Source organism: Vermiculatibacterium agrestimuris, assembly GCF_943193085.1.
Taxonomy (GTDB): domain Bacteria; phylum Bacillota; class Clostridia; order Oscillospirales; family Oscillospiraceae; genus Vermiculatibacterium; species Vermiculatibacterium agrestimuris.
The window spans coordinates 1-24,855 of sequence record NZ_CALPCU010000021.1 but is presented as its reverse complement, the minus strand read 5'-3'; the positions used below and the strand labels follow the sequence as shown (position 1 = coordinate 24,855).

General features: G+C 61.7%; 21 protein-coding genes. 8 read left to right on the top strand and 13 right to left on the bottom strand.

Going from position 1 to position 24,855, the window contains the following annotated elements; all coding sequences use genetic code 11:
- Positions 1–1,533 carry a class I adenylate-forming enzyme family protein gene (locus NFR87_RS08015; RefSeq protein WP_251448768.1) on the top strand — a complete coding sequence of 511 codons (1,533 nt, stop codon included), beginning with the start codon at positions 1–3 and terminating at the stop codon, positions 1,531–1,533.
- 47 nt (positions 1,534–1,580) lie between these two features.
- On the opposite strand, the gene NFR87_RS08010 is transcribed toward NFR87_RS08015, so the two are convergent.
- The 3 genes from NFR87_RS08010 to dpsA form a co-directional block, all read right to left on the bottom strand.
- Positions 1,581–2,939, bottom strand: a complete 1,359-nt coding sequence (locus NFR87_RS08010; RefSeq protein WP_251448765.1) for a sigma-54 interaction domain-containing protein — start codon at positions 2,937–2,939, stop codon at positions 1,581–1,583.
- Positions 2,940–3,139: 200 nt separating this feature from the next.
- Positions 3,140–3,730: a dipicolinate synthase subunit B gene (locus NFR87_RS08005; RefSeq protein ID WP_251448763.1), complete on the bottom strand. Its 591-nt coding sequence runs from the start codon at positions 3,728–3,730 to the stop codon at positions 3,140–3,142.
- Positions 3,731–3,735: 5 nt separating this feature from the next.
- Positions 3,736–4,596, bottom strand: coding sequence for a dipicolinate synthase subunit DpsA (dpsA, locus tag NFR87_RS08000; RefSeq protein ID WP_251448760.1), 861 nt, complete (start codon positions 4,594–4,596; stop codon positions 3,736–3,738).
- Between the two features lie 141 nt (positions 4,597–4,737).
- On the opposite strand from dpsA, the gene NFR87_RS07995 reads away from it, so the two are divergent.
- Complete coding sequence (locus NFR87_RS07995) at positions 4,738–5,355, top strand: YgjV family protein (protein WP_251448758.1); 618 nt, start codon at positions 4,738–4,740, stop codon at positions 5,353–5,355.
- 49 nt (positions 5,356–5,404) lie between these two features.
- Here the strand turns inward: NFR87_RS07995 and NFR87_RS07990 are convergent, their stop codons facing one another.
- The 8 genes from NFR87_RS07990 to NFR87_RS07955 all read right to left on the bottom strand — a co-directional run bounded on the left by NFR87_RS07990 (position 5,405) and on the right by NFR87_RS07955 (position 14,655).
- Complete coding sequence (locus tag NFR87_RS07990; RefSeq protein WP_251448756.1) at positions 5,405–6,940, bottom strand: sodium/proline symporter; 1,536 nt, start codon at positions 6,938–6,940, stop codon at positions 5,405–5,407.
- A gap of 193 nt (positions 6,941–7,133) precedes the next feature.
- Positions 7,134–7,721, bottom strand: coding sequence for a TetR/AcrR family transcriptional regulator (locus tag NFR87_RS07985; RefSeq protein WP_251448754.1), 588 nt, complete (start codon positions 7,719–7,721; stop codon positions 7,134–7,136).
- Positions 7,722–7,740: 19 nt separating this feature from the next.
- Complete coding sequence (locus tag NFR87_RS07980) at positions 7,741–8,667, bottom strand: AEC family transporter (protein WP_251448752.1); 927 nt, start codon at positions 8,665–8,667, stop codon at positions 7,741–7,743.
- Between the two features lie 75 nt (positions 8,668–8,742).
- On the bottom strand, positions 8,743–9,627 hold the full coding sequence (gene lsrF / locus NFR87_RS07975; protein WP_251448750.1) for a 3-hydroxy-5-phosphonooxypentane-2,4-dione thiolase: 885 nt from the start codon (positions 9,625–9,627) through the stop codon (positions 8,743–8,745).
- 197 nt (positions 9,628–9,824) lie between these two features.
- Positions 9,825–10,973: a substrate-binding domain-containing protein gene (locus NFR87_RS07970; RefSeq protein ID WP_251448748.1), complete on the bottom strand. Its 1,149-nt coding sequence runs from the start codon at positions 10,971–10,973 to the stop codon at positions 9,825–9,827.
- 60 nt (positions 10,974–11,033) lie between these two features.
- A complete protein-coding gene (locus tag NFR87_RS07965) occupies positions 11,034–12,104 on the bottom strand; it encodes an ABC transporter permease (protein WP_251448746.1) in 1,071 nt (356 codons plus the stop codon).
- A complete protein-coding gene (locus NFR87_RS07960; protein ID WP_251448744.1) occupies positions 12,101–13,126 on the bottom strand; it encodes an ABC transporter permease in 1,026 nt (341 codons plus the stop codon). The genes NFR87_RS07965 and NFR87_RS07960 overlap by 4 nt, the downstream gene beginning before the upstream one ends.
- Positions 13,123–14,655, bottom strand: coding sequence for a sugar ABC transporter ATP-binding protein (locus NFR87_RS07955; RefSeq protein WP_251448742.1), 1,533 nt, complete (start codon positions 14,653–14,655; stop codon positions 13,123–13,125). The genes NFR87_RS07960 and NFR87_RS07955 overlap by 4 nt, the downstream gene beginning before the upstream one ends.
- A gap of 355 nt (positions 14,656–15,010) precedes the next feature.
- Here NFR87_RS07955 and NFR87_RS07950 point away from each other — a divergent pair, with 355 nt between their 5' ends.
- From NFR87_RS07950 to NFR87_RS07935, 4 genes are read left to right on the top strand one after another with little or no spacing between them, the layout of a single operon-like run.
- Positions 15,011–15,961 carry a sugar-binding transcriptional regulator gene (locus tag NFR87_RS07950; RefSeq protein WP_251448739.1) on the top strand — a complete coding sequence of 317 codons (951 nt, stop codon included), beginning with the start codon at positions 15,011–15,013 and terminating at the stop codon, positions 15,959–15,961.
- A 39-nt stretch (positions 15,962–16,000) separates the two neighbouring features.
- On the top strand, positions 16,001–17,563 hold the full coding sequence (lsrK, locus tag NFR87_RS07945) for an autoinducer-2 kinase (protein ID WP_251448737.1): 1,563 nt from the start codon (positions 16,001–16,003) through the stop codon (positions 17,561–17,563).
- A 25-nt stretch (positions 17,564–17,588) separates the two neighbouring features.
- Positions 17,589–17,939 (top strand): cupin domain-containing protein, encoded by a 351-nt coding sequence (locus NFR87_RS07940; protein ID WP_251448735.1) that lies wholly within the window; start codon positions 17,589–17,591, stop codon positions 17,937–17,939.
- 13 nt (positions 17,940–17,952) lie between these two features.
- Positions 17,953–18,447 (top strand): ureidoglycolate lyase, encoded by a 495-nt coding sequence (locus NFR87_RS07935; protein WP_251448733.1) that lies wholly within the window; start codon positions 17,953–17,955, stop codon positions 18,445–18,447.
- A 62-nt stretch (positions 18,448–18,509) separates the two neighbouring features.
- Here the strand turns inward: NFR87_RS07935 and asnA are convergent, their stop codons facing one another.
- Positions 18,510–19,523, bottom strand: coding sequence for an aspartate--ammonia ligase (gene asnA, locus NFR87_RS07930; protein WP_251448731.1), 1,014 nt, complete (start codon positions 19,521–19,523; stop codon positions 18,510–18,512).
- Positions 19,524–19,701: 178 nt separating this feature from the next.
- Here asnA and NFR87_RS07925 point away from each other — a divergent pair, with 178 nt between their 5' ends.
- Positions 19,702–21,594: a bifunctional metallophosphatase/5'-nucleotidase gene (locus NFR87_RS07925; RefSeq protein WP_251448729.1), complete on the top strand. Its 1,893-nt coding sequence runs from the start codon at positions 19,702–19,704 to the stop codon at positions 21,592–21,594.
- Between the two features lie 69 nt (positions 21,595–21,663).
- Here the strand turns inward: NFR87_RS07925 and NFR87_RS07920 are convergent, their stop codons facing one another.
- Positions 21,664–23,334, bottom strand: coding sequence for a C69 family dipeptidase (locus NFR87_RS07920; protein WP_251448728.1), 1,671 nt, complete (start codon positions 23,332–23,334; stop codon positions 21,664–21,666).
- A gap of 220 nt (positions 23,335–23,554) precedes the next feature.
- Here NFR87_RS07920 and NFR87_RS07915 point away from each other — a divergent pair, with 220 nt between their 5' ends.
- Positions 23,555–24,766 (top strand): NADP-dependent isocitrate dehydrogenase, encoded by a 1,212-nt coding sequence (locus NFR87_RS07915; RefSeq protein ID WP_251448727.1) that lies wholly within the window; start codon positions 23,555–23,557, stop codon positions 24,764–24,766.
- Positions 24,767–24,855 lie beyond the last annotated feature (89 nt).

The window sequence follows — 24,855 nt, the reverse complement described above, 5'->3', positions numbered from 1 at the left end:
ATGACTTACCAGCAAGCTGTGGTGAACAGCTTCTTTACCAACCGTTTGGAGCGGCATCCGCACGCTCCGGCAGTCTACGACTTTGACCGGCAGGAGAAATATACCTATGGCGACTTGGCCCGCCGGGCCAATGCCCTGGCCAATTACCTGGTCAATGTCTGCGGGGTGAAAAAGGGGGACAGGGTTGGCATCTGCTCAGGGAACGATATGGTCTATATCGACCTGTTCTATGCGACGGCCCGGACTGGAGCCATCACCACAGCCTACAACATCCTGCTGACCGCGGAGGAGCTGGAGGGCCTTCTGGAGAACGAGGAGCCGAAGGTGATCTTCTACGACTCTGCTCACCAGGAGAAGATAGACGCGCTCCGCCGGCGGACGGGAGACTGCCGCTGGATCCCCTTGGGGGCGGAGTATGACGACATCCTGGCCGCCGATCCGTCCCCGGCGCCTTTAGTGCCCATTGACCCGGAGGATATTATCCAGCTCATGCATACCGGCGGCACCACAGGGCTTCCCAAGGGGGCCATGCTCTCTGCACGGGCTATCATGCTCAACGCCATGGGCCAGCAGAATACCTACTCCCTCACCAAGGACGACGTGATGTTCGGTTACCTGCCTTTCTTCCACACCGCCACCTGGCATACCATCGCCATGCCGCTGCTCTATGCCGGCGGAGAGCTGGTCTTTGCCCGGAAATTCCACGTGGAGCAGACCTTTGACGTGATCGAACAGGCCCGGCCCACCATGATCTGGGGCGTGCCCACCGTGTACCGCCGTTTGGCTGCCCACCCCCGGTTTGCCCAAGCTGATTTTTCCAGCATCACCCGCTGCCGCTGCGGCGCCGCGCCGCCCTCCCTGGAGCTGATGGAGAAATATTGGGAGAAGGGAGTCCAGTTCTGCAATGGCTATGGCATGACCGAGTCCGGCCCCGGCAACCTGTCCATTCCCGTGGGAGAGCTGACCTTAGAGCAGATCCGGGCAAAGCGCACCTCCTGCGGTAAGGTGATGCCCTTTAACGAAGCCCGAATCGTGGACGATCAGGGACTCGAAGTCCCTGTGGGACAGGAGGGGGAGCTGCTGCTCCGGGGAGGCGTACTTTTCTCCGGCTATTGGAACGACCCGGAGGAGACCCGGCGGGCGATGGCCGGCGGCTGGCTCCACACCGGGGACATTGCCCTGATGGATGAGGATGGATTTTTCTATGTGGTGGGCAGGAAAAAGAATATGTTTATCACCAATGGGGAGAATATCTTTCCCTCGGAGATCGAGGGCGTTCTTTTCCGACATCCTGCTGTAGAGGACGCCTGTGTTATTGGTGTTCCCGATCCTGACAGGGGAGAGGTGGGCAAGGCCCTGGTGGTCTCCCGGGATCCCAACCTTACGGTGGAGGAGCTGGCCCAGTTTGCCGCCGGCCACCTTCCCTCTATAAAGCAGCCCAAATACTATGCCTTTGTGCCGGAGATCCCCAAGAACAGTCTGGGCAAGATCAGGCTGGACTGGCTCAGGACGACCTACGGCAGCCCGGAATAAAAACAGAGGAGGGCGGGACTCATGTCCCGTCCTCCTCTGTTTTTGCTTTATACAATGTTGTATTTCTTCAGCTTATATTGCAATGTCCGCCGGGAGATGTTCAGGGCCTGCGCCGTGCGCTCCCTGTGGTTATTATTGGCGGCCAGGGCCGCCAATATGGCTTTCTTCTCCTCATCCTCGCTGGCCGTCCGGCTCAGGGAGAACACCTTTTTCTCCGGCTCCGGCGGCGGGGCCGTCCAGGGTTCCAGAGCTGTGGCGCCCATGAGCACACTGCGCTCGATGAAGTTGCGCAGCTCCCGGACGTTGCCCGGCCAATCGTATTCCATCATTTCCTGATAGACGTTCTCCGACAGCTCCCGCCGGACGCCGTACTGCTGCTGGAACTCATTCAAAAACCGGCTTACCAGAGGGCGGATGTCGTCCCGCCGCTCCCGCAGCGGGGGAAGATAGAAGGGCAGGATGTTCAGCCGGTAGTAGAGGTCGGCCCGGAAGGTTTTCTCCGCCACGCACTTGACCAGATCTACATTGGTGGTGGCGATGAGCCGGAAGTCCACCTCCTGGGGCTTTACCGAGCCCAGCTTTTTGATGGACTTGGTTTCAATGACGCGCAGCAACTTGCCCTGAAGGGACATGGGCAGGGAGTTGATCTCGTCCAAAAAGAGGGTGCCCCCGTCGGCATTTTCGATAAGCCCCTTTTTTCCCGTGGACAGACCGCCGGTGAAGGTGCCCTTCTCATAGCCGAACAGTTCGCTCTCCATCAGAGTCTCCGGCAGGGCGGCGCAATCCACCACCACGAAGTTATGCGTCCGTCTTTTGCTGATGGTATGAAGATAGGAGGCAAATACCTCTTTTCCGGTTCCCGTCTCGCCGGTGAGAAGGACGGTGGAGTCGATGTCGGCCACCTGACGGGCCGTCTGGCAAAGGGCCTTCATGTTTTCGCTGACGGCGACGAAGGGGACCTTCTCCGGCTCGCCCTCGATCATGGTGCGAAAGCCCCGCTCGTCGGTGTTGGTATGCCGCGGCGCGGTCTTGTCGTCATATTCTTCGTTGAAGGATTCCAGATCCTTGTAATAGCCCACATAATATTCGATCTCTCCGTTGGCGTCAAAGATGGGGCGCAGGGTCACAAGATGCTTGCGCAGCACTGTTTTTCCGTCCTTGGAAAAGACCGTCTGCACATCGGTGGTGGTGGCCCGGTTTTTCCGCACCGCATCCATCACGCACTTGTCCGTCAGATTGTTATTGTACAGGTCGTAGGGCGTCAGCCCCAGGTACTCCTCCCGGGACACCTTTCGGATCTTGAGAAAGGTATCGTTGATATAGATATAGTGGCCCCCTCTATCATAGACACATATTCCCACATCGGTCTGTTTATCATACTGGGAAAAGGTGGAAGAAATATCCATTTCCGGGGCCTCCTGTCACAATATTGCGTAGGGATAAAAGCATGCCTATTATACACGAAGAAAGGAAAAAAGTAAATCAACATTTTAGAGGGCTTGCGTTGGCCGGAGGTCGACTCCCGGTTTGCCGGAACCGCAGGTGGGGAGAGGCAGAAAAAAGCCCCGGCCCGAAGGGAGGCCGGGGGCTTTTTGCGTAAGTAGAGTTACTCTGCCGGGCCCAGCACCAGGGGCTGGAGCTGGCGGCCCTCCAGGGCGGCGGCGACGGTGTCGGGCACCAGGTCGAAATCTGCCACCAGGGAGGTGGGCTTTTCCCTGTAATCGTCCTGCCGGAAGGGGACGAAATATACGTTCTTCTTATCCAGCAAAGCGCCGATGCTCTTGGCGGAGGAGGCCAGGGCGTCGTTGGTGGACACCGCCAGAATAAGGGGCCGTCCGTTGCGCAGATGGGACTTGGCGGACAGGGTGACGGTGGTGTCCGCCACGCCGGAGGCCAGCTTCCCCAGGGTGTTGCCCGTGCAGGGACAGATCACCAGGGCGTCCAGCAGCTTCTTGGGGCCCAGGGGCTCCGCCTTGGGCAGGGAGTCGATCACCCGCTTGTCGCAGATGCGCTCCAGCTCCCGCATGAGCTCGTGGGCGGCGCCGAAGCGGGTGTCCAGGGCGGCCACGTTCTCCGAGACGATGGCCGTCACGTCCCCGAAGCGGGCCTTGGTCTTTTCCAGGGCCGAGAGGGCCTTGGCGTGGGTGCAGAAGGAGCCGCACAGGGCGAAGCCGATGCGGAAAGAGGGCTGTTCCATAATGGTCACACTCCAAACTCGGTCAAGATATTGTAGACAGTGTTTTTGATGGCCAGGCCCGCAGTGACGGGGGCCACCTTGCCGGGGAGGGAGAGGGCCCAGATGGCCTTCACCCCCAGCTCTGCCGCCGCGGAGAAGTCCACCCCGCCGGGCTTGGAGGCCAGGTCGATGACCAGGCACCCCGGCTTCAGGTCGCCCAGCTCCTCAGGCCCCAGCACGGGGGCGGGGACGGTGTTGATCACCAGGTCATAGGCGCACAGCCAGCCTGAGAGCTGGTCGGAGCGCTCCACCCCATAGCTCCACACCTGGGCCCAGGCCAGATCGGTACAACTTCGGGCCGCCACACTGACGGCGGCGCCCAGGCCACGGAGCTGGCGGGAGAGCACCTTGCCCAGCCGTCCGTAGCCGATCACGAGAGCTTTGGCGCCGTGGAGGGTGATGGGCAGCTCCTCCATGGCGATCTGGATGGCGCCCTCGGAGGTGGGGACGGCATTGGCCACCGCCAGCTCCTCCCGGGCCAGATAGTCCACCAGCCGCAGAGAGCGCGCCTCAGCGGCCTGGGCCAGGACGGGGGAGACCATCCCGGCGCAGAGAAGGGCGCCGGGGGCCATGGCGTCCAGCACTTCGCTGAGAAGGGGCCCCCGGGCGGAGAGGGGGGCGTTGATCCGGTCGCCCTCCAGGGCGGGGAGGGGGAGAACGGCGCAGTCCGCCCCGGCCAGCCCCTCCAGACTGTCGCTGACCAGCGAGGGCTCCACGCCCCGCTCCAGCGCGTAGGTATGTACTGTGTGGCCGTCCTCCCGAAGCGATCTGGCCAGGGTGGCCTGCCGGGGGTCACCGCCGATGACCCAGAGATCCATTTGCCGCATGGGCGCTCCCTCCATTTCCATTGCTGGCCTATCTTATGCCGTGGGAAGCGCGCGGGTGAAAGAAATGGACAAGAGAACCTAAAAATGATATACTGAAAAAGGTTTTTGCAATTTTATGGGAGCAAAGGAATGAGAACGCTTATGGACAGACAGATGATTTTGGAACTGGTGGGCTATTTTGCCTCTCTTTTGGTGCTGGTCTCGCTGCTGATGACCTCGGTGGTGAAGCTGCGGGTCATCAATATGATCGGCTCGTTCATCTTCGCCGTCTACGCCCTGTTCATCTCCTCCTATCCCACGGCGGTGATGAATTTCTGCCTGGTGGGAGTGAACATCTACTTCCTGATCAAAATGGCCAAGACCGAGCGGGCCTTTACCTTCCTGGCCCTGGAGCGGGAGGGGGCCTATCTTCAGCACTTCCTCCGGTTTTATGAGGAGGATATCCGGAAATATTTTCCCGCCCAGGCCCTTTCCGGCGCCGGGACGGACAGGGTGTTTCTGGTGTGCTGTGACACCACCCCTGCCGGAGTTTTGACCGGCCGGCTTTTGGAGGAGGGGACGCTGGAGGTGGCTTTGGACTACAGCGTGCCCCAGTACCGGGACTGCTCGGTGGGGCGGTATCTCTACCGCCAACTGGAGGAGCAGGGCTACAGGAAGCTGGTGGTTCCCACCGCGACAGAAGTCCACGGGGCCTATCTGAAGAAGGTGGGCTTTGTGGAGGATAATGGGCGGTACGTAAAGCAGCTGAAGAGCGAATAAAAAGAGGGGCTTGAAGCAAATGCTTCAAGCCCCTCTTTTCTGTTTGACCTTATTTGCCCGCGGCGTCGAAGGCGTCGGTGACGGCCTTTTCCGGGGCGGGGGTGAGCAGAGAGACTACGACGATGGCGACGCACCCGACGATGAAGGCGGGGAGCAGCTCGTAGATGGCCCAGGCGCCGCCCAGCTTGGCCACGCCGTACTTCCAGATGAAGACCATGGCGCCGCCGGAGACCATACCGGCCAGGGCGCCCCACTTGTTGCTCCGCCGCCAGAACAGGGCCATGAGCATCACCGGGCCGAAGGCGGCGCCGAAGCCCGCCCAGGCGAAGGAGACGATGCCGAAGACTGAGCTGTTGGGATCCCAGGCCAGGGCCATGCCGATGAGGGCGATGATGATGACGGTGCCCCGGGCGGCCAGCATGGCCGCCTTTTGGCTGAGCTTGATGTGGAAGAAATCCTGGAGCAGATCCTGGGAGACGCTGGAGGCGGCGGCCAGGAGCTGGGAGTCGGCGGTGGACATGGTGGAGGCTAGGATACCCGCCAGCACGATGCCGGCGATGACGGCAAGAAGCAGGCCGTGGCGGCTCATCAGGTCGGAGAGCCGGACGATGATGGTCTCCGATTCGGCGCTGGTGGTGAGGAAGGGGATCTTTCCGGCCACGGAGACGCTGTAGCCGATGACGCCGATGGCGATGGCCACGAACATGGAGATGGCCACCCACACCGAGGCGATGCGGCGGGAGGTGGTGAGCTCCTTCTCGTCCCGGATGGCCATAAAGCGCAGCAGGATGTGGGGCATACCGAAGTAGCCCAGGCCCCAGGCCAGAGTGGAGACGATGCTGAGGCCGCCGTAAGTGGCGGCGGTACCGGTGGCGGCGTTGTAGCCCTGGGTCAGGTTCAGGTAGCCGGGCAGGGCGCGGGCGTTGTCCATGACCACGTCCAGGCCGCCGGCCTGGCCAACGCCGAAGACCACGATGACCAGCAGGGCAATGGTCATGACGATGCTCTGGATCAGGTCGGTGGTGGAAACGGCCATAAAGCCGCCCAGGACGGTGTAGCCGATAATGACCACCGCGCCCACGATCATGGCCACGTGGTAATCCACGCTAAAGAGGCTATTGAACAGAGTGCCCACCGCCTTGAAGCCGGAGGCGGTATAGGGGACGAAGAAAATGAGGATGACCACGGCGGCGATGCAGGAGAGGATCTGCCGGTCGTCCTTATAGCGGCGGGAGAAGAAGCTGGGAAGGGTGAAGGCCCCCAGCTGGGCGGAGTAGCGCCGCAGACGGCGGGCCACGATGAGCCAGTTGAGGTAAGTACCCACCGCCAGGCCGATGACAGTCCAGCCCACCTCGGCCACGCCGCACAGATAGGCAAGGCCGGGAAGGCCCATGAGCAGGTAGGAGCTCATATCAGACGCCTCGGCGCTCATGGCGGTGACGATGGGGCCCAGCTTTCGCCCGCCCAGATAAAACTGGTCGGAGGAGTCTCCGGAGCCCTGGCGGCTGAAATAGACGCCGATGAGGATGGTCACCACCAGGTAGAGCACGATGGCGGCCAGGATACAGAATTGCGCTGTGGTCATGGTTGGAACCTCCCTTGTATGTGCCCCGCCTCTCTCTCAAAGGGCGGGGGGACGAACATTGCGAACATCATACCACAGTTTAAAATAGAACGCAATACAGAACGGAGTATAGACCGTGGTCTATACTCCGTTGAGAGACACATTGAATTTTTCCTGAAATAAAAAGGAAAGAAGCTATACGAAATTTAGGCCTTTAACCAGGGAGAAAGCCGCTTAAAAATTGGGGCATGACCTGGGCGGCGTAGTCCCGCAGATTATAGTCTCCGCCGCACAGGCACCAGTCGTACATGAGGGCCCGCTCACACAGGGCGTAGAGCTTGGAAAGCTCGTTGACGCTGTGCGCCGTGGAGAGCTGCCCGTCGGCCTGGCCCTGGGCGATGATGCGCCGCAGAAGGCGGTAGTAGGTGCGCTTGTGATCCAGCAGGTGCTTCTCCCCGCTGGTGACCAGCTGGGTGGCGAAGAGTTGGGAGAGCAGCTCCATGGGGACGGTGTTCTCAATGGTCTCGAACAGCTCCCGGTTGAGGAAGAGAAGCTTTTCCATGGCGGGCATATCCGGGGTCATGACCTCCTCCAGGGCCTCATACTTGTCGTCAAAGAGGTCGCTGAGGGTGCTCAGAAGAGCGTCCTTCCCGTCAAAGTAGTGGTAGAAGGAGCCCTTGGAGGTATTGGACAGGTCGATGATCTCCTCCACGGTGGTGTGCTCGTAGCCCTGCTCGTAGAAGAGCTTCCAGGCCGCGTTGACGATCCTGCCGCGGGTGTTGCGCTGGGAACGCTTTGCCATGGTGAGAGGCCCCTTTCTGTCAGGTCAGGCTGAAGGCCGCGATGGCCACGAAGAGCAGAATGGTGCACAGAGTATGCACCGACAGGCTGGTGGAGATGTATTTGCCCTCGTCTCCCACATCGGCAAAGAGGGGGATGATGAAGGGGGCGGGGAGGGCATAGAGGATCATAAGGGCGATGTGGAGGCCCCGGTCATAGGGCACGATGTGGAAGGTGAGGAAGCTGACCGCGATGAGCAGCACCGCCATCAGCGCCAAACGGCACGCCACGGTGACGGCCACAGGCTTCAAAATGGACTTGTCCAGCTCCAGCTCGTAGCCCACCACCAGGAGCACCAGAGCGCTGGTGGGGGCGGTGACGGCGGAGATGATCCCGGTGACGACGCCGGAGGCGGCGCTGGAGAGCACCCACTGGCCGACGCCCAGGGCCCCCAGAAGGATGCCCAGGGCCATGCCGATGCAGCATTTATTGGTGACCATATTTTTCAAAAGGCCCTTGGCTGTGGGCTTCTGGCCGTCGGTGAGGGAGAGAAGGCCCAGGAAGGCGGTGTAGGCGAAGACGGTCTGGCCCAGATCCACGGCGGCGAAGCCGGACTGCTCCCCCATGAGCACGCCGTAGAGGGCGTAGCCCAGCATACCGCCCTCGGCGCTGGCCAGGAGGAAGGGGAAGAACTTGCCGTGGACGCCAACCAGCCTGCGCAGGGCGAAGCCGGCGGCCAGAGCGGCGGCAAAGCCGGCGTAGACCAGCACGAAGAGCAGGACGACGGTGGGGGAGTAGTGGGCGGTAAAGAAGGCGTTGAAGAGCACCACGGGCAGGCACACGTCGCCCACCACCGACTTCAGGCCCGCCAGTCCCTTCATATCGAAGATCTGCTTTTTCCGGCACAGGGCGCCCAGCAGGAGCAGCACGACGATGGGCAGCACCATTTGCAGCACTTGCAATGCCATTGGGACATCAGCCTCCTTAACATCATAAAAAGGGGAGGGAGACCTTCCCGTCTCCCTCCCCCGGCAGATCCTGGCTTACTTGCTGTGGGTGGCGTCCTGGAAGAACTCCAGAGCCTCCTTGTCGGTGGCGCCCTTGTGGACGATCATGGCCACAGCCTGGGCCATCTCCACGGGGTGGGTGCTCTGGAAAATGTTCCGGCCCATATCTACGCCGTGGGCGCCCTTCTGGATGACGCCGTAGGCCAGCTTCAGGGCCTCGGGCTCGGAGAGCTTTTTGCCGCCGGCCACTACGATGGGCACCGGGCAGGCGGCCACGACCTCTTCAAAGTTCTCACAGTCGTAGGTCTTGACGATCTGCACACCCATCTCGGCGATGATGCGGGTGGCCAGCTTGAAGAAGCGGTCGGTGCGGGCCATGTCCTTGCCCACGGCGCACACGCCCATGGTGGGGATGGAGTAGCGCATGCCGGCGTTGATGACCTGGCTGAGGTTGTCGAGGCTGGAGAGCTGGCCGTCGCCGCCGATGAAGGTCTGTACGGCCATGCAGTCGGCGTTCATGCGGATGGCGTCCTCAATGTCCACGGCCACCACCTCGTGGCTCAGGTCGTCCTGGAGCATAGAGGAGCCGGAGGTGACCCGCAGGGCCACGCTCTTGGTCAGCTCGGGGGGAACACAGGTGCGGATGGCGCCCCGGGTACCCATGAAGCAGTCCACATAGGGGGCCAGCTGGGGCAGGAGCAGATCCAGCCGCTCCAGGCCGGCGGTGGAGCCCATAAAGTAACCGTGGTCAAAGGCGAACATTACGGTGTTGCCGCTCTCGGGATCGAAAATGTTGGCCATATGCTTCTTCATACCCCAGTCCAGGCTGTTGATGCCCTTGAGGAAGAAGCCCTTTTGATTGGCGAAGGGAACCTCCACGTGATAGTCCTTGGAGACCTTCAGACCGTCCAGATCAGCCATGATTATATCCTCCTTTTTCAATAAAAGCAATGTAAAACGAAGTGTTTTTTCTTTTGAGGGCAGGTTTGCCCGAAAAAGAGCGTCTCCGTTCCCGAAAACGCGCCGGGCAGACCGACGCGCTTTCGGGAGCGGGCGGGGCACAGGCCCCGCCGCTCCTGCCCGCCGGCGGGGGAGCCGGCGGAAAAGAGAAGAAGAAATCAGAAATCGTAATTGTCCATGGTCTCGGCGTTGAAGATGGCGCGCTCAGGCAGCAGCACCACGCCGTTGTTGACGTCGGCGGTGGCGTCGTCGGGATTCAGGCAGTTGTTGGGCATGACCTCAACGGAGCCGATGCCGGGAACGTCGATGGTGTCGCCCACCTTCACGTCATTGCCGGCGGCGATGTAAGCGGCCACATAGCAGCCCAGAGCGCCCTGAACCTTGCAGTCCCACAGGCCCCAGTTGTGGAGGATGTTGGCGGTGCAGTAGGGCTTGATGGCGTTGGGGGTGGCGAAGCCGGTGATGGTCACGTCGTCCTTGGTCAGGCCGGCCTGCTGAGCGGCCTCCAGCTGGCCGGGAAGAGCGGTGGAGTCATTGCAGATGATGAGGTCGATGTCGCTGTGGGCGGCCAGGACGGCCTTGCCGATGGTGACGGACTTCTCAGCATCCTGCTCGGAGTAGTAGTTGTCGGGCTGGACGTTGACCCAGTTGGGATACTTGTCCTTGATGATCTTCTCGCCCTCGACCTGCCAGGAGTTCTGGTCGGTAACGGTGGCCTGGGAGTAGTGCCAGCAGTAGTTGACAGTGTCCTTCTCGGGATCCACGCCGCGGGCTTTCAGACCCTCGACAGACAGGTCGACCAGCATCTGGCCCAGAACCTCGGGAGTGCCCTGAGAGACCATGAGGGCACGGTCATCCACCTTGGAGTCGGAGTCCCAAGTGGACACGGCGATGCCGGCGGCCTTGGCGGCCTGGAGGGCATCGGACACGCCGGCGGCGTCCACGGTGGAGATGCAGATGGCGTCAACGCCCTTGCTCACGGCGTCGTTGATGCACTGCACCTGGTCGGCCACGGTGGCGTTGGGGGAGCCGATGTAGTCAACGGTGATGCCCCAGTCCTTGGCGAACTCCTGGGCACCGGTGTTGGCCACCTCGAAGAAGGCGTTGCCGCTGACCTTGGGGATAAAAGCGACGACCTTGCCCTCCACGCTGCCGCCGGCGGGGGCGGGATCGGCGGCCTGAGACTGAGCGGGCTCAGCGGCCTTGGACTCAGCGGGAGCAGGGGTGTTGGAGCTGCCGCCACCGCAGGCGGCCAGGGACAGGGTCATGCTCAGTGCGAGGAACAGTGCGAGACTTTTCTTTTTCATGATTGCGTACCTCCTGTTTTTATATCATATTCAGGGGTGGAAGCCCCGGAATATACGAGCTTACCGGACGCCTGCAGCGTCCTTTTTTCTGCCCTCACGCAGCTTGCCGATCTTGGCAATGACCGTGGGGTTGTTGGCCAGGGCCCGGCCTACCACGACCACCACCAGCAGCACGCCGATGGGGATGTCCAGATACTGCTTGTTGATGTTGAAACACAGGGGCATACCGAAGCGCACCAGGGTGATGGCGATGGCGGCCAGGGCGGTGCCGATGACGCTTCCCTTACCACCGGTGGAAAGGGTACCGCCCAGCACGCAGGCGGTAATGATCATCATGGTGAAGTTGCCGCCCAGGTCGGATTTGGCAATGCCCAGCTGGGAGGTCATGACCACGCCGGTGATGCCGGCGGCCAGACCGGACAGGACATAGGTGGACATGGTGACAGCCCGGGAGCTGATACCGGAATATTCCGCGGCCTGAGGATTCACACCCACCAGGAAGACCTTGCGGCCGTATTTGCTGCGGTGGAGCAGGATGTAGGCGCAGACCAGCATGAGCAGGAAGATGATGATGGGCAGGGGCACCGGGCCCACGCTGGTCTTGGACAGGTTTTTGAAGCTGTCGGGGAAGCCGCTGATGCCATTGTAGGCGGCGGTGCCGGACAGGGTGGACACCAGCAGGGCGAGACCGCCGTACAGGAAGGAGCCGCCCAGAGTCACCACCATGGCCTGCACGCCGCAGTAGGCCACAAAGAACCCGGAAAGGGCGCCGCAGAGGGTGGCGATCACCACACCCAGAAGGGCGGCGGCCCAAATGTTCATGCCAAAGCCCTGCCAGCCCACGCCGATGATGATGGAGGTGAAGCCCACGATGGCACAGGACTGGATGTCAATGCCGCCGGTGATCATGACGAAGGTGACGAACAGGGAGATGTACCAGATGGGCAGGTCGCCGGTGGCGGCAATAAAAATACGGTTGAGGGAGAGGAACTTGGGATTGGCAAGGCCGAAGATCAAGAACTCGGCCGCCAGCAGGCACACCAGGACAAGGTTCCACTTGAGGTTAGGGCCCTTGGTGAGCTGACGCAGGGCGCTGGGCTGCCCGTTTTGGGAGGTGTTGGGCTTGCTCATTTCCCGGCCACCTCCTTTCCATCGGCGTACACAGTCGTTCGCGCGGCCAGGCGGGCGTGGCGGTTGCGCAGGTTGGCCCGGCGCTGCATCAGGGCGTCTACCACCACGATGGTGATGAGGATGACGCCGGTAATGGCGCCGTCGAAGTTGGAGGAGAAGCCCATAAACACCAGCAGGGCGCTGATGGAGGCCATGATCACCGCGCCGATGCTGGCGCCGATGACGCTGCCCACGCCGCCGGAGAGGCTGATGCCGCCCAGCACGCAGGCGGCCACCGCCTTCATCTCATAGCCGTTGCCGGACTGGGAGGTCACCTGGCCGGCCCGGCTGGCAAAGAGGATGCCGGCCACGGCGCAGAGGACGCCGCAGATGACATAGGCCAGGACTTTCGTCCGGGTGGCGGGGATGCCCACCAGGTCAGCGCCGCCGGCGTTATCGCCCACGGCGATGAAATAGCGGCCCCGCTTGGTGCGGGTCAGGATCACATGGATCGCCGCCACCAGAAGCAGCACGCAGAAGAAGCACACCGTCAGGGGAAAGCCGCCCAGAGTGAAGGAGGAGGCGCTTTTGAACTCGATGGGCAGGTCGGTGACCTGCTTGGTGCCCACCTGAAGGTACATCAAGCCCCGGAGGATGCCGTTGGTGCCCAGGGTGAAGATGAGGGAGGGGATCCTCATCACCGCCACGCCCCAGCCGTTGACCAGACCCACCACGGCGCCCATGAGGATGCCGATGAGAAAGGCCAGCGCCCAGCTCTTGCCGTCTTGGAGCATGGTGCCCACCACGGCGGCCACCAGACCCAGGTTGGAGCCTACGGACACGTCGATCTCGCCGATGAAAATGGCGAAGGCCATGGCCACGGCGATGAGGATGTAGACCACAGAGTCGTTAAAGCAGTTGGCCACGTTTTTGCTGTCGGCCAGGAAGGCGGGGGCCCTGATGCCCACAAGAATAAAGAGGAGCACCAGGAACAGAAGGGCGGTCATCTCCCGCGCCTTCAAGACTTTTTTTGCTGCGCTCATGCCTGTTTCGCCTCCCGTTCCACGATGCCGAAGGCCGCGGCCATCAGGTTGTCCTGGTTGATGTCTTCTTTCTGGAATTCCGCGTTGACGCGGCCCTGGTACATGGTGACCGCCCGGTCGGCCAGCTCTACGATCTCCTCCATGTCGCTGGAGATGAGCAGGATGGAGACCCCCTGCTCCCGAAGCTGGTGGATGATGCTGTACACATCGCCCCGGGCGGCGGCGTCGATGCCCCGGGTGGGCTCGTCAAGGATGACGATGCTCGGCTCGGTGGCCAGGGAGCGGCCGATGACGATCTTCTGCTGGTTGCCGCCGGAGAGGCTGCCGGTGAGCTGATCGTGGCCGGTGACCTTGGTGCGGAAGTTCTGAACATAGCGGTCGGTGATATCAAACTCCCGGCGGCGGTTCAGGATGAACTTGCCCAGCACCCCACCGGTAAGGCTGGCGCTGGTGGTGTTGGCGGAGACGTCGCAGATCTTAAACAGGCCGTTGAGGTGCCGGTCCTCAGGGACGTAATTGAGGCCGGCGGCGATGACCTGCCGGGTCTTCTGGCCGGTGATGTCCTGCCCCTTGAGAAGGACTTTTCCGCCCAGAACTTTGTCCATGCCGAAAATGGTGGTGGCCATTTCGGTGCGGCCCGCACCCACCACACCGGCCACACCCAGGATCTCGCCGGGATAGACCTTCAGGCTGATGTGGTCAAAGCCGTAGCCGCTGAAATCCTCCAGCTCCAGAACGGGCTGGGCGGAGTAGTCCACCGGTTTGGCGGAGCCGGCCTGCTTCTGGGCGGCCTCATCTGCGTCAGGGGGAAGAAGGCCCTTGACCAGATCCTCCCGGGTGAAGTTCCCTACGGGGCCCTGGATGGTGATGGTGCCGTCCCGCATGATGGCCACGTGGGTGGAGATATCAAAGACCTCTGCCAGGCGATGGGTGATGTAAATGATACCGATGCCCTTTTCCCGCAGGTCATTGACGACCTTAAAAAGGCTCTTGACCTCGTCGAAGGTGAGAGCGGAAGTGGGCTCATCCAGAATGAGGAGCCGGGCGTGGCGGAGGATGCCCCGGAGGATCTCCACCAGCTGCTGCTCGGCGATGGACAGGCTGTTGGCCTTCCGGCCCAGATCCAGGTTCCAGCCGATCTCCGCCATGGTGTCCACCAGCTCCTTATGGAGCTCGGCCTTGCTCTTGTCGAAGCCGATGACGATATTCTCCTCCACCGTCATGTTGGGGAAGAGAAGCGGCTCCTGGGGCACCATGTAGATGCCGTGGGCCAGCGCGTCGGAGGGGCGGTTCAGAGCCACGGCCTGGCCGTTGATGGACATCTCGCCGCTGTCATGGGTGTAGATGCCCATGATGATCTTCATTAAAGTAGACTTGCCCGCGCCGTTGCCGCCGATCAGCGCCAGCACCTCTCCCGGCATGATATCAAGGTCGATGCCCTTGAGTACCGCGTTTAGACCGAAAGATTTGTAGATGCTCCGCACCGAGAGCAGGGGTGCTGTTTTGGCCACGGTCTCGTTGGTTTCCACTCGGACTCCCCCAATCCCTTTCAGAGTGGTAACAAATGTTACCGAATGAGGCTTTTTGTTTTCATCCATATCATAAAGACTTTTTCCCCGTTTGTCAACTGGAGGGAGGGGATGCCTCCTCCGGATTTTTCTTAAAATTCCGTCAAAAAATCAACTCCAAAGGCCCGCAAAAACCGCCTTTTTATTGCATATGCACAATTTTAATGTCAAAATTTTGTCATTTTTTCCAAACTTCAAAAATGTGCTTAAATTCTGCTGCTTTCATTTGACAGTGGGAAGGGACTGGTGCTATACTATAAACGAAAGACATTTGACGGAGCGAAAAACTTTTGTTTGACTATTTGGGAGCATCTGTATGGAAGAGAGACTGGATAAGATCGACAAGCTGGACTATGAGCACATTTTGATGGTGAAGGCGGTCTGGTACTATTATATTGAAAGCTATACCCAGCAGAACATATCTAAATTGCTGGGGGTGAGCCGCTCCAAGGTCATCAGCCTGCTGGAGCGGGCCAGACAGACCGGGGTGATCCAGTTCAACGTCCGGCAGGAGAGCAGCCGCCGGATGCAGCTGGAGCAGGATATGATCGCCCGCTTCGGCCTCAGCGACGTCTTTATCGTCCCCGGAGCTTCGACGCTGACCTCTCCCAACGAGAGCATCGCCCAGGCGGCGGCGATGTACATTCTGCGCCGGGCGGAGGATAACGCCTTCATCAATATGGGCTACGGCGACACCACCAGCCGCATCCTCAACCACCTGGCCACGGCGGCGCAGTCGCCCCTGAACGTGGTGAGCCTCACCGGCGGGGTGAACTACTATCTGCCCAACACCCGCTCCAACGTGTTCAACGCCCGGCTCTATCTGATCCCGTCGCCCCTGCTGCTCTCCAGCGGGGAGCTGCGCCAGTCGCTGCGGCAGGAGCCTGATGTGGGGGAGATCTTCCGCATGATCCCCCTGTCCAGCATGAGCGTGGTGGGTATCGGCAGCATGAACGATCAGGCCACCATTTTGAAAAACGGCATCCTGAATCAGAACGACTTCACCTTCCTGAAGATGCAGGGGGCGGTGGGAGACGTGCTGAGCCACTTTTTGGATAAGAATGGAAATCCCATCTCCATTGAGCTGGAGGATCGGCTCATGTCCACCCCGCTGGAGGAGCTGCGCAAGCTGGACAACGTCATCGGCGTGGCCGGCGGGGCGCGGAAGGCGGAGGCCATCCTGGCGGCCCTTCGGGGCGGCTACCTGGATGTGCTCATCACCGATGAGGACACGGCAAAGCTCCTGCTGGAGACGCCGGAACCGTAAGAAATTTCAAAACACTTTTGATATAGGGGGTTATTCGGTATGGCAAAGTACCTGATGGCGGTAGACGCGGGCACCGGCAGCGTCCGGGCCGTGGTCTTTTCCCTGGATGGAGAGCAGGTGGGCTGCGTCCAGGAGGAGTGGTCTCACAAGGAGGATCCCCGCTGGCCCGGAAGCATGGACTTCGACTGGGTACATAACTGGGAGCTGGCCCGGGGCTGCATCCGCGGCGTACTGGAGCAGACGGGGATCGCCCCGGCGGACATCGCCGCGGTGTCCACCACCTGCATGCGGGAGGGCATCCTCCTCTACGACAAGGAGGGCGAGGAGATCTGGGCCTGCGCCAATGTGGATGCCCGCTCCGACGCCCAGGTGGGGCAGCTCAAGGAGCTGGATCCCAACCTGGAGAAGGAGGTCTACCTGAAGTCGGGCCAGACCTACGCCCTGGGCGCCCTGCCCCGGATCCTGTGGGTGCGGGACAATATGCCCGAGATCTATGAAAAGACCGCCGCGGTGGGCATGTTCAACGACTGGCTGATCTACAAGCTCACCGGGAAGCTGGCGGTGGAGCCCAGCAATGGCTCTACCACCGGCATCATGGACTTGCAGAGCCGGGACTGGCTGCCTGAGATCGCCGCCAAGTGCGGTCTGCGCGCCGACATCTTCCCCCCGGTGGTGGAGTGCGGAACCAACTTTGCGGTAGTCAGCGAAAAGGGCGGGCTGGACACCGGCCTGGCCCCGGGCACCCCTGTGGTGGTGGGCGGCGGCGACTGCCAGCTGGGCACCCTGGGCGTGGGCGCCTACAAGGCGGGGCAGGCCGCCGTGTTCGGCGGCAGCTTCTGGCAGTATGAGTTCAACACCGACTCGGGCAAGACCGACCCAGGCTGCCGGGTGCGGGTGAACTGCCACGCGGTGCCCGACCTCTGGCAGTATGAGGCCCTGGCCTTCAAGCCCGGCCTTGTGATGCGCTGGTTCCGGGACGGCTTCTGCCAGGAGGAGGCCCGGCTGGCCGCCGAGACGGGCCGGGATACCTACGATCTGATGAACGAGAAGGCAAAGGACATCCCCGCAGGGTGCTATGGCATGCAGTGCTGCTTCAGCGACACTATGAATTTCATCAACTGGAAGCACGCCAGCCCCACCTTCACCAACTTCCTGCTGGAGCCGGAGAAGTTCAACAAGTACACCTTCTACCGGGCCATTTTGGAGAATACCGCCCTTTTGGTACGCAGCCACATCGAGCTGGTGAAGGAGGCTACGGGCCATGAGCCCGACGAGCTCATCTTCGCCGGCGGCGCCGCCAAGAGCCCCCTGTGGAGCCAGATCGTCGCTGACGTCACCGGCAAGCCGGTGAAGGTGCCGGTGGTAAAGGAGGCCACCGCCCTGGGCGCGGCCATCCTGGCCGGCGTGGGCGTAGGGCTCTATAAGGACTTGGCTGAGGCGGTGGAGAGAACGGTCAAGTGGGACCGGGTCTTCCAGCCTGACGCCGGGGTGAAGAAGGTCTACGACGAGCTCTATGAGAACTGGAAGAGGATCTATCCCGAGCAGCTGAAGCTCTGTGACCAGGGCCTGACCCGGAATATGTGGATCGCCCCCGGCCTGTAAGGCCGAGAAAGAGGAGGAGTAAAAAATGTTTGTCATCAATGAGTCTGAGCGGGAGTACCGCTTCGGAGAGAGCGGCCCCAAGTATCTGATGAAGGGCCCCCGGATGAATTTCGCCATCGTCCGCTTCCGCCCGGGAGAGGACTTCCAGGCCCACTACCACAATGTGATGGAGGAGAACTTCTTTATCCTGGAGGGCAAGGTGGACATCGTGGTGGACGGGGTGGTGCACACCCTGTCGGCGGGGGACCTGATCCATATTGAGCCCGGCGAAGTCCACTATGTGAAAAACGCCTATGACGCGCCGGTAAAGATGGTCTCCACCCTTGCCCCTTATCAGGACGTGGACAAGGTCAACGTGGACAACCCGGTCTACTGAGGAGGGGCTGAACATGAAAACCATCAAGGCCGTTCCCATTACCGCGGAGAATTTCGCCCCCTATGGTTTTATCGCCAACATCACCGATCCCGGGGAGGCTTACGGCATGGGGGAATACCCCTCGGTGTTTCACCGGGATATGGTGCTGGTGCCCAACGCCAGCAGCGCCATTACCGCCTTCGGCAGCCTGAAGGTGGGCAAGCGGGAGATGGTCATCGCCGACGCGGAGTACCACAGCGCCGCCATGGAGGTGATGATGCCTCTGGACGACGACATGGTCATGGCCGCCGCCCCTGCCAATGGGGGAGAGGTGGAGTTTGACAAGCAGGTGGCCTTCCTTGTCCCGGCGGGTACCATGGTGGTATTTCGGGCGGGGGCCTGGCACGGGGCGCCCTTCCCCGTGCACCACGACGGTACGGTGCTCATCTGCCTGCCGGAGCGCACCTATCTGTGCGACACCTGCAAGATCCTCTTCAAGGACGAGGAGAAGATCCGGATCACCCTTTGAACAGAGAAAAAACGCCCCGCCTGTCACAGACAGGCGGGGCGTTTTTGTTTGTCCTTTTCCTCTTACAGCAGGACGACCCCGGCGCTTTGACACACCTCCAGGGTGTCGCCGTCCCAGATGCCGGCCTGCACCTCGCCGATGTGGGCCTTGCCCAGCAGGTACATACACAGCCGGGACTGGCCGATGCCGCCGCCGATGGTGAGGGGCAGCTTGCCGGCAAGGAGAAGCTGGTGAAACAGCAGCGTCCGGCGCTCGTCGTGGCCGGAGGCGGTGAGCTGAGCGTCCAGGCTCTCGGGGCTGACCCGGATGCCCATGGAGGAGAGCTCGAAGGCGTTCTGGAGGACGCTGTTCCACACCAGCAGATCGCCGTTGAGGGCCCAGTCGTCATAGTCGGGGGCCCGGCCGTCATGGGGCTTGCCGGAGCGCAGGGGGGCGCCGATGCCCATGAGGAAGGTGAGGGGGTGATCCCGCAGCCACTCCCGCTCCCGCTCCTTGGGGGTCTTGTCCGGCCAGCGATCCTCCAGCTCCTGGGCGGTGATAAAGCTGACCGTATCGGGTAGGGCGGGGAGCTTGAGCAGAACGGGGAAGGCGGAGCGGAGGGTGGCCTGGGTCTCCCGGATGGCCTCGGCGATGGCCTCCACGGTGGTTTTCAGGTATTCCACCGTGCGGTCCCGGGGGGCGATGACCTTTTCCCAGTCCCACTGATCCACGTAGACCGAGTGGAGGTTGTCCAGCTCCTCGTCCCGGCGGATGGCGTTCATGTCGGTGTAGAGCCCCTCCCCCACAGAGAAGTGGTAGCGGTAGAGGGCCATGCGCTTCCATTTGGCCAGGGAGTGGACCACCTGGGCGTCCTTGCCGGTAAAGGGCACATCAAAGGAGACCGGCCGCTCCACGCCGTTGAGGTCGTCGTTCAGGCCGGTGCTGGCCTCCACAAAGAGAGGGGCGGAGACCCGGCGCAGGTTCAGAGCCCCGGCCAGGGTGTCTTCAAACAGGCGCTTGAGAAGGCCGATGGCCTTTTGGGTATCATAGAGGTTGAGAGAGGGGGCGTACCCCTGGGGAATGACAGTCTTTGCCATAATGACCGGCTCCTTTGTCTTTCAGATGTTCCCCATTATAAGACCGCCGGGAGAAAAAGACAAGGAGATTTTACAGATGGGGCTTGAAAAGGAGAGACAGGATCCACAGCGGGGTTCCAAAACCCGCCGGGGTGTGGTAAAATATCCCTGTTCTGACGGACATCAAGGAGGAAAAACCATGAGACGATTTTCCGCTCTGGCACTCAGCGCGCTGCTGCTTCTGGGCCTGACGGTTCCGGCGCAGGCCAACGCCCCCAGCCTGGGCCTCACCGTGCTCTTCACCCACGATACCCACGACCACTTTTACCCCGACGCGGGAGACATAGGGGGCTACACCCGGCTGTCCACCCTTTTGGAGGAACAGCGCCGGACTCCCGCCGACGTGGGGGACGGCAGCGCCTTTTCCTATCCCACCGTCACCCTGGACGCCGGAGACTTCTCCATGGGTTCCCTGTTCCAGACCGTCTATGCTACCGACGCCCCGGAGCTGCGGGCCCTGGGGGCTATGGACTACGACGCGGTGACCCTGGGAAACCATGAGTTTGACTACCGGCCCCAGGGCCTGGCGGACATGCTCACCGCCGCAGAGGAAAGGGGCGAGGCCCTTCCCGCCATCGTCCAGGCCAACTACAAGACCCCCAAAGACCCCGCCGACCCGGCCTCTCAGGCTTTGGTCAAGGCAATGGAGGACTACCCGGTCACCGACTATACCGTCATTGAGCGGGAGGGGCTGACCATCGCCGTCTTCGGGGTGATGGGAGTGGACTCCGACGAATGTGCCCCCATGTCCGGCATGACCCTGGAGCCATTGGCCGAGGCCGCCGGACGGGTGGTGGCGGAGATCCGGGAGAAGGAAGGGGCTGACTTTATCATCTGCCTGTCCCATTCCGGCACCGAGGAGGGCAAGGGGGAGGACTACGAGCTGGCCCGGGCGGTGGAGGGCATCGACCTCATCATCTCCGGCCACACCCACACCACCTTGTCCGAGCCCATCCAGGTGAACAACACCCTTATCGTCTCCTGCGGGCCCTACACCCAGAACCTGGGGCGCATCACCATTCACAAGAAGGTGAGTCCCGACCATGAGCTGAGCTATTCTGAGTATCAGCTGCTCCCCATCGACGGCTCCGTGGCCCCTGATCCGGACATGGAGGCCCTGGCCCAGAGCTTTAAGGCCAAGGTGGACGAAAACTACCTCTCCCAGTTCGGCCTGGGCTACGACCAGGTCATCGCCCGGTCTGATCGGGACTTTACCATTGCCGAGACCGGCGACCTCATCGGCGGGGCTTATATCGAGACCGTGAAGGGCATCGAGGGGGAGGACTATGTGCCCGTCGCCTTCGCCGTGGCCCCCGACGGGGTCATCCGGGACAGGCTTCGGGCGGGGGATATCACCACCGCCCAGGCCTTTGATATCCTCTCCCTGGGCTCCGGGGCGGACGGAAGTCCGGGCTATCCCCTGGTATCTGTGTATCTCACGGGAAAGGACCTGAAAAACGCCTTTGAGGTGGACGCCTCCGTGTCCGCCCTGATGCCCGCCGCCGAGCTTTTCGGGGCAGGGGCCTGGTGGGAATATAATCCTCACCGGATGTTTCTGGATCGGGTGACGAAGTGCGGCCTGGGGGTGGGAGCGGAGCGGACGGAGATCCGGGACGACCAGCTCTACCGGGTGGTGGCAGACCTCTACTCGGGACAGATGCTCTCCACGGTAAAGGACAAGTCCTTCGGCCTTTTGTCCATCACCCCCAGGGACGAGCAGGGCAATGAGGTCACCGACTTTGAGACCCGGATCATCCACGACGGAAATGGCCGGGAGGTAAAGGCCTGGTATGCCCTGGCCTCCTACTTGGAAGAGACGGGGACGGTGAAGCTGCCGAATGGCAGCAAGGCGGTAAAGTCCAGCTGGAACCCGATGGGATTGCTCATCCCCATGGGTGCGCCCACCGCGGTCGTCCTGCTGGCGACGGCGCTGGTTATAGCCCTGGCGGTGTTGCTGATCCGGTGCGTCCGCAGCCGGCGGAAAAAAGTGCAAAAACGCCCCGGCGGACGGGAAAACAAGGGGAAAGCGTAAGCTGCAGAGAAAAAGAGAAGGACGGGCCGCTTCGGCCTGTCCTTCCCTTTATTATTAAGTTTTTGAAGCTTACAGCTCCTCGATAAAGGAGGCGGGGACATAGGTGAAGCCGTCGACCACGAAGGCGGCGCCGCCGGTCAGGGGCACGGTCTTGCTCTGGCCATCCTTGGTGAGCACCGCGGCGTTGGCGGGGGCGTCCCAGGTGACGGTGTAGCCCTTGGCCTCGGCGGCGGAGCGCAGGGCCGCGAAATTGCCGGGCACAAAGGTCTTGGGGCCCCTCCTGCCGGGGGCGGCATTGTGGGTGGCGGAGGTGATGAGCTGGTCAAACAGCACGTCGGACTTGCTCATCAGGTCGGCCAGGGTGTCGGCGGAGAGCTGGTTGACATGGTCGGATACCTTGCCGGGGTCGCTCTCGGCCAGGGCCTTGATGACCTCCTTTTCCTGGGCCATCTGCTCTACCAGGGCGTCCTCCTGGAGCTTCCAGTAAGCCTGGACGCCGGGGTTGTAGAGGGCCCGATCCTGGTCAGCCAGGGTGCAGATCTTCTTGAAGGCCCAGTAGGCGCTGTCGGCGTCGTATTGGGGGGCGTCTACGCTGTAGGCCTCGGGCAGCTGGGTGACGGCGGAGAACTCGGGGATGAAGACGCTGTGCTCGCCGCCGCCCAGGGCCAGCCAGGTGAGGGCGGCGCAGTCTGCGGGCATGTCGTCAAAGAGTTGGACGATGTGTGTGTCCGGGGTGGTGGACACGGCGATGGCCCGGTTGTCCTCCTGCCCCTCCAGGTTCAGGTCATAGGCGGTGCCCTCGTACCGGGTGCGGAAGACGGCCATTACGTCCTGTACGTCCACCTTTTCGTCGGGGGTGTAGAGCAGGGGATAGAAGGTATCGGCCTCGAAGGTATCTCCGGCCAGGGAGGGGGCCAGGATGTGCATGCCGCCCCAGTTCCTCAGATTGTTGCCCTCGGAGCGCATGCCGCCGCAGACGGACTGGGCCAGAAGGACTTTGCCGTCGTCGTCCTTTACGGTGAGGCCGGCGGCCTCGATGGTCTCCAAAAGTCCGGCGGAGAGGACGAAGCTCTCGGCGTCCCCGGGGTCGGCGGCGCCCAGCATAAAGTGGTTGCCGAAAACGGCCACCTTGTCCTCGGGCAGCTTCATGGCGGCGTACTGGTGTCCGCCGTAGAACTCCATAATCCAGGTCTCGGTCTGGTCGGCCACCAGGATGATGTTGCCCTCGGCGGAGCCGTATTCGTCCACCACAGCGGCCAGAGTGGTCACCGCCTCCTTGGCGGTGGCGGAGGTGGCGGCGGCCAGAGCGGGGAGGACGGCCTCCCGCAGGCCGCTTTCAACAGTGGGGTCGGCGGCCTTCCACGCATCGCAGCCCGAGGCGGACACGGTGCCCGTAATGGCGACTCCCATCTCATTGACGCAGACGGCGGCGTAGAGCCCGTCGCCGGCGGAGGCGTGATCCTCCATTTGCGTATATTTATACGTGTGGGCGGGCAGGGGATAGGAGAAGCCGTTGATGTCGTCCAGGGTGCGTCCCGGCTCGTCAGAGGCGGGGACTACGGTGTGAAGCTTATCGTAATCTGAAGGGCTGATGTCCTCGCTCCGGGCGATGATGGCGGCGCCGTCGCTGCTGACGGCCTTGCCCACATAGGCGCCGGTGCAGGCATAGGCGCTGACGTTGCCCAGGGCCAGGGTGGCCACCAGGGTGGTGGTCAGGAGCTTTGTGAATTGCTTTTTCATTTCCATCAACCTTTCTCTGTGGAAGCTATGCTCAGATTATTGCATAATTATTCGTATATGTCAATAGTAAGTGAAAACATATACACACAAAAGGACGGGCGGCATCCTGCCCGCCATAGGGCAGAATGACGAAAGGCGAGGGGAGGCTTCCGGCCGTATTGACTTGCGCTTCTGAGCTGTGATAAACTGGGAGGACAAATGAAAAGGGGGCCGTTTACCCATGGAAAAGATCAAAATGACCACCCCCCTGGTGGAGATGGACGGGGACGAGATGACCCGTATCCTCTGGGCGGATATCAAAAAGGAGCTTTTGGAGCCCTTTATTGAGCTGAAGACGGAATATTATGACCTGGGCCTTCCCCAGCGGGAGAAGACCCGGGATCAGGTGACGGTGGACTCCGCCGAGGCCACCAAGAAGTACGGTGTGGCGGTGAAGTGCGCCACCATCACCCCCAACGCCCAGCGGGTGGAGGAGTACAAGCTCTCCCAGATGTGGAAAAGCCCCAACGGCACCATCCGGGCCATTCTGGACGGCACGGTGTTCCGGGCGCCCATCATGGTGCAGGGAGTTTCCCCGGTGGTGAAAAACTGGAAAAAGCCCATCACCATCGCCCGCCATGCCTATGGAGACGTGTATAAAAACAGCGAATTCCAGCCCAAGGGCCCCGGTAAGGCGGAGCTGGTGTTCACGGACGACCACGGCAAAGAGACCCGGCAGACCATCTTTGAGTTCCAGGGCCCCGGCGTGCTCCAGGGCCAGTATAACACCGACGCGTCCATCTCCTCCTTCGCCCACTCCTGCTTCCAATATGCCCTGGACGTGAAGCAGGATCTGTGGTTCGCCACCAAGGACACCATCTCCAAACAGTACGACCACCGGTTCAAGGACATTTTCCAGGAGATCTTCGACGCCGAGTACAAAGAGCGGTTTGCAAAGGCGGGCATCGAGTATTTCTACACCCTCATTGACGACGCGGTGGCCCGGGTCATCCGCAGCGGGGGGGGCTTCATCTGGGCCTGTAAGAACTACGACGGGGACGTGATGAGCGACATGGTGTCCACCGCTTTCGGCTCCCTGGCCATGATGACCAGCGTGCTGGTCTCCCCGGAGGGGAACTATGAGTATGAGGCGGCCCACGGCACCGTGACAAGGCACTATTACAAGTACCTGAAGGGGGAGGAGACCTCTACCAACCCCATGGCCACCATTTTCGCCTGGACAGGGGCCCTGCGCAAGCGGGGGGAGCTGGACGGTATCCCCGAGCTGGAGGCCTTTGCCGACAAGCTGGAGAGGGCCTGCGTGGAGACCATCGAGAGCGGCGTGATGACCAAGGATCTGGCCGGTCTCTGGGAGGGGGCGGCCCAGGCAAAGGCGGTGAACAGCCTGGAGTTTCTCCAGGCCATCCGGGCCAAGCTGGAAAAGAAGCTGTAAGGCAAATGCAGAGGGGGGGGGGGGGGGGGGGGGGGGGGGGGGGGGGGGGGGGGGGGGGGGGGGGGGGGGGGGGGGGGGGGGGGGGGGGG

Excerpts from the sequence above, each read along its gene's own strand:
- NFR87_RS07965 (WP_251448746.1), bottom strand. The coding sequence starts at position 12,104 with ATGAGCAAGCCCAACACCTCCCAAAACGGGCAGCCCAGCGCCCTGCGT.
- NFR87_RS07935 (WP_251448733.1), top strand. The coding sequence starts at position 17,953 with ATGAAAACCATCAAGGCCGTTCCCATTACCGCGGAGAATTTCGCCCCC.
- NFR87_RS07915 (WP_251448727.1), top strand. The coding sequence starts at position 23,555 with ATGGAAAAGATCAAAATGACCACCCCCCTGGTGGAGATGGACGGGGAC.
- NFR87_RS07985 (WP_251448754.1), bottom strand. The coding sequence starts at position 7,721 with ATGGCAAAGCGTTCCCAGCGCAACACCCGCGGCAGGATCGTCAACGCG.
- NFR87_RS07995 (WP_251448758.1), top strand. The coding sequence starts at position 4,738 with ATGGACAGACAGATGATTTTGGAACTGGTGGGCTATTTTGCCTCTCTT.
- NFR87_RS07960 (WP_251448744.1), bottom strand. The coding sequence starts at position 13,126 with ATGAGCGCAGCAAAAAAAGTCTTGAAGGCGCGGGAGATGACCGCCCTT.
- asnA (WP_251448731.1), bottom strand. The coding sequence starts at position 19,523 with ATGGCAAAGACTGTCATTCCCCAGGGGTACGCCCCCTCTCTCAACCTC.
- lsrF (WP_251448750.1), bottom strand. The coding sequence starts at position 9,627 with ATGGCTGATCTGGACGGTCTGAAGGTCTCCAAGGACTATCACGTGGAG.
- NFR87_RS07990 (WP_251448756.1), bottom strand. The coding sequence starts at position 6,940 with ATGACCACAGCGCAATTCTGTATCCTGGCCGCCATCGTGCTCTACCTG.
- NFR87_RS07950 (WP_251448739.1), top strand. The coding sequence starts at position 15,011 with ATGGAAGAGAGACTGGATAAGATCGACAAGCTGGACTATGAGCACATT.
- lsrK (WP_251448737.1), top strand. The coding sequence starts at position 16,001 with ATGGCAAAGTACCTGATGGCGGTAGACGCGGGCACCGGCAGCGTCCGG.
- NFR87_RS08015 (WP_251448768.1), top strand. The coding sequence starts at position 1 with ATGACTTACCAGCAAGCTGTGGTGAACAGCTTCTTTACCAACCGTTTG.
- NFR87_RS07925 (WP_251448729.1), top strand. The coding sequence starts at position 19,702 with ATGAGACGATTTTCCGCTCTGGCACTCAGCGCGCTGCTGCTTCTGGGC.
- NFR87_RS07940 (WP_251448735.1), top strand. The coding sequence starts at position 17,589 with ATGTTTGTCATCAATGAGTCTGAGCGGGAGTACCGCTTCGGAGAGAGC.
- NFR87_RS08005 (WP_251448763.1), bottom strand. The coding sequence starts at position 3,730 with ATGGAACAGCCCTCTTTCCGCATCGGCTTCGCCCTGTGCGGCTCCTTC.
- NFR87_RS08010 (WP_251448765.1), bottom strand. The coding sequence starts at position 2,939 with ATGGATATTTCTTCCACCTTTTCCCAGTATGATAAACAGACCGATGTG.
- NFR87_RS07980 (WP_251448752.1), bottom strand. The coding sequence starts at position 8,667 with ATGGCATTGCAAGTGCTGCAAATGGTGCTGCCCATCGTCGTGCTGCTC.
- dpsA (WP_251448760.1), bottom strand. The coding sequence starts at position 4,596 with ATGCGGCAAATGGATCTCTGGGTCATCGGCGGTGACCCCCGGCAGGCC.
- NFR87_RS07970 (WP_251448748.1), bottom strand. The coding sequence starts at position 10,973 with ATGAAAAAGAAAAGTCTCGCACTGTTCCTCGCACTGAGCATGACCCTG.
- NFR87_RS07920 (WP_251448728.1), bottom strand. The coding sequence starts at position 23,334 with ATGAAAAAGCAATTCACAAAGCTCCTGACCACCACCCTGGTGGCCACC.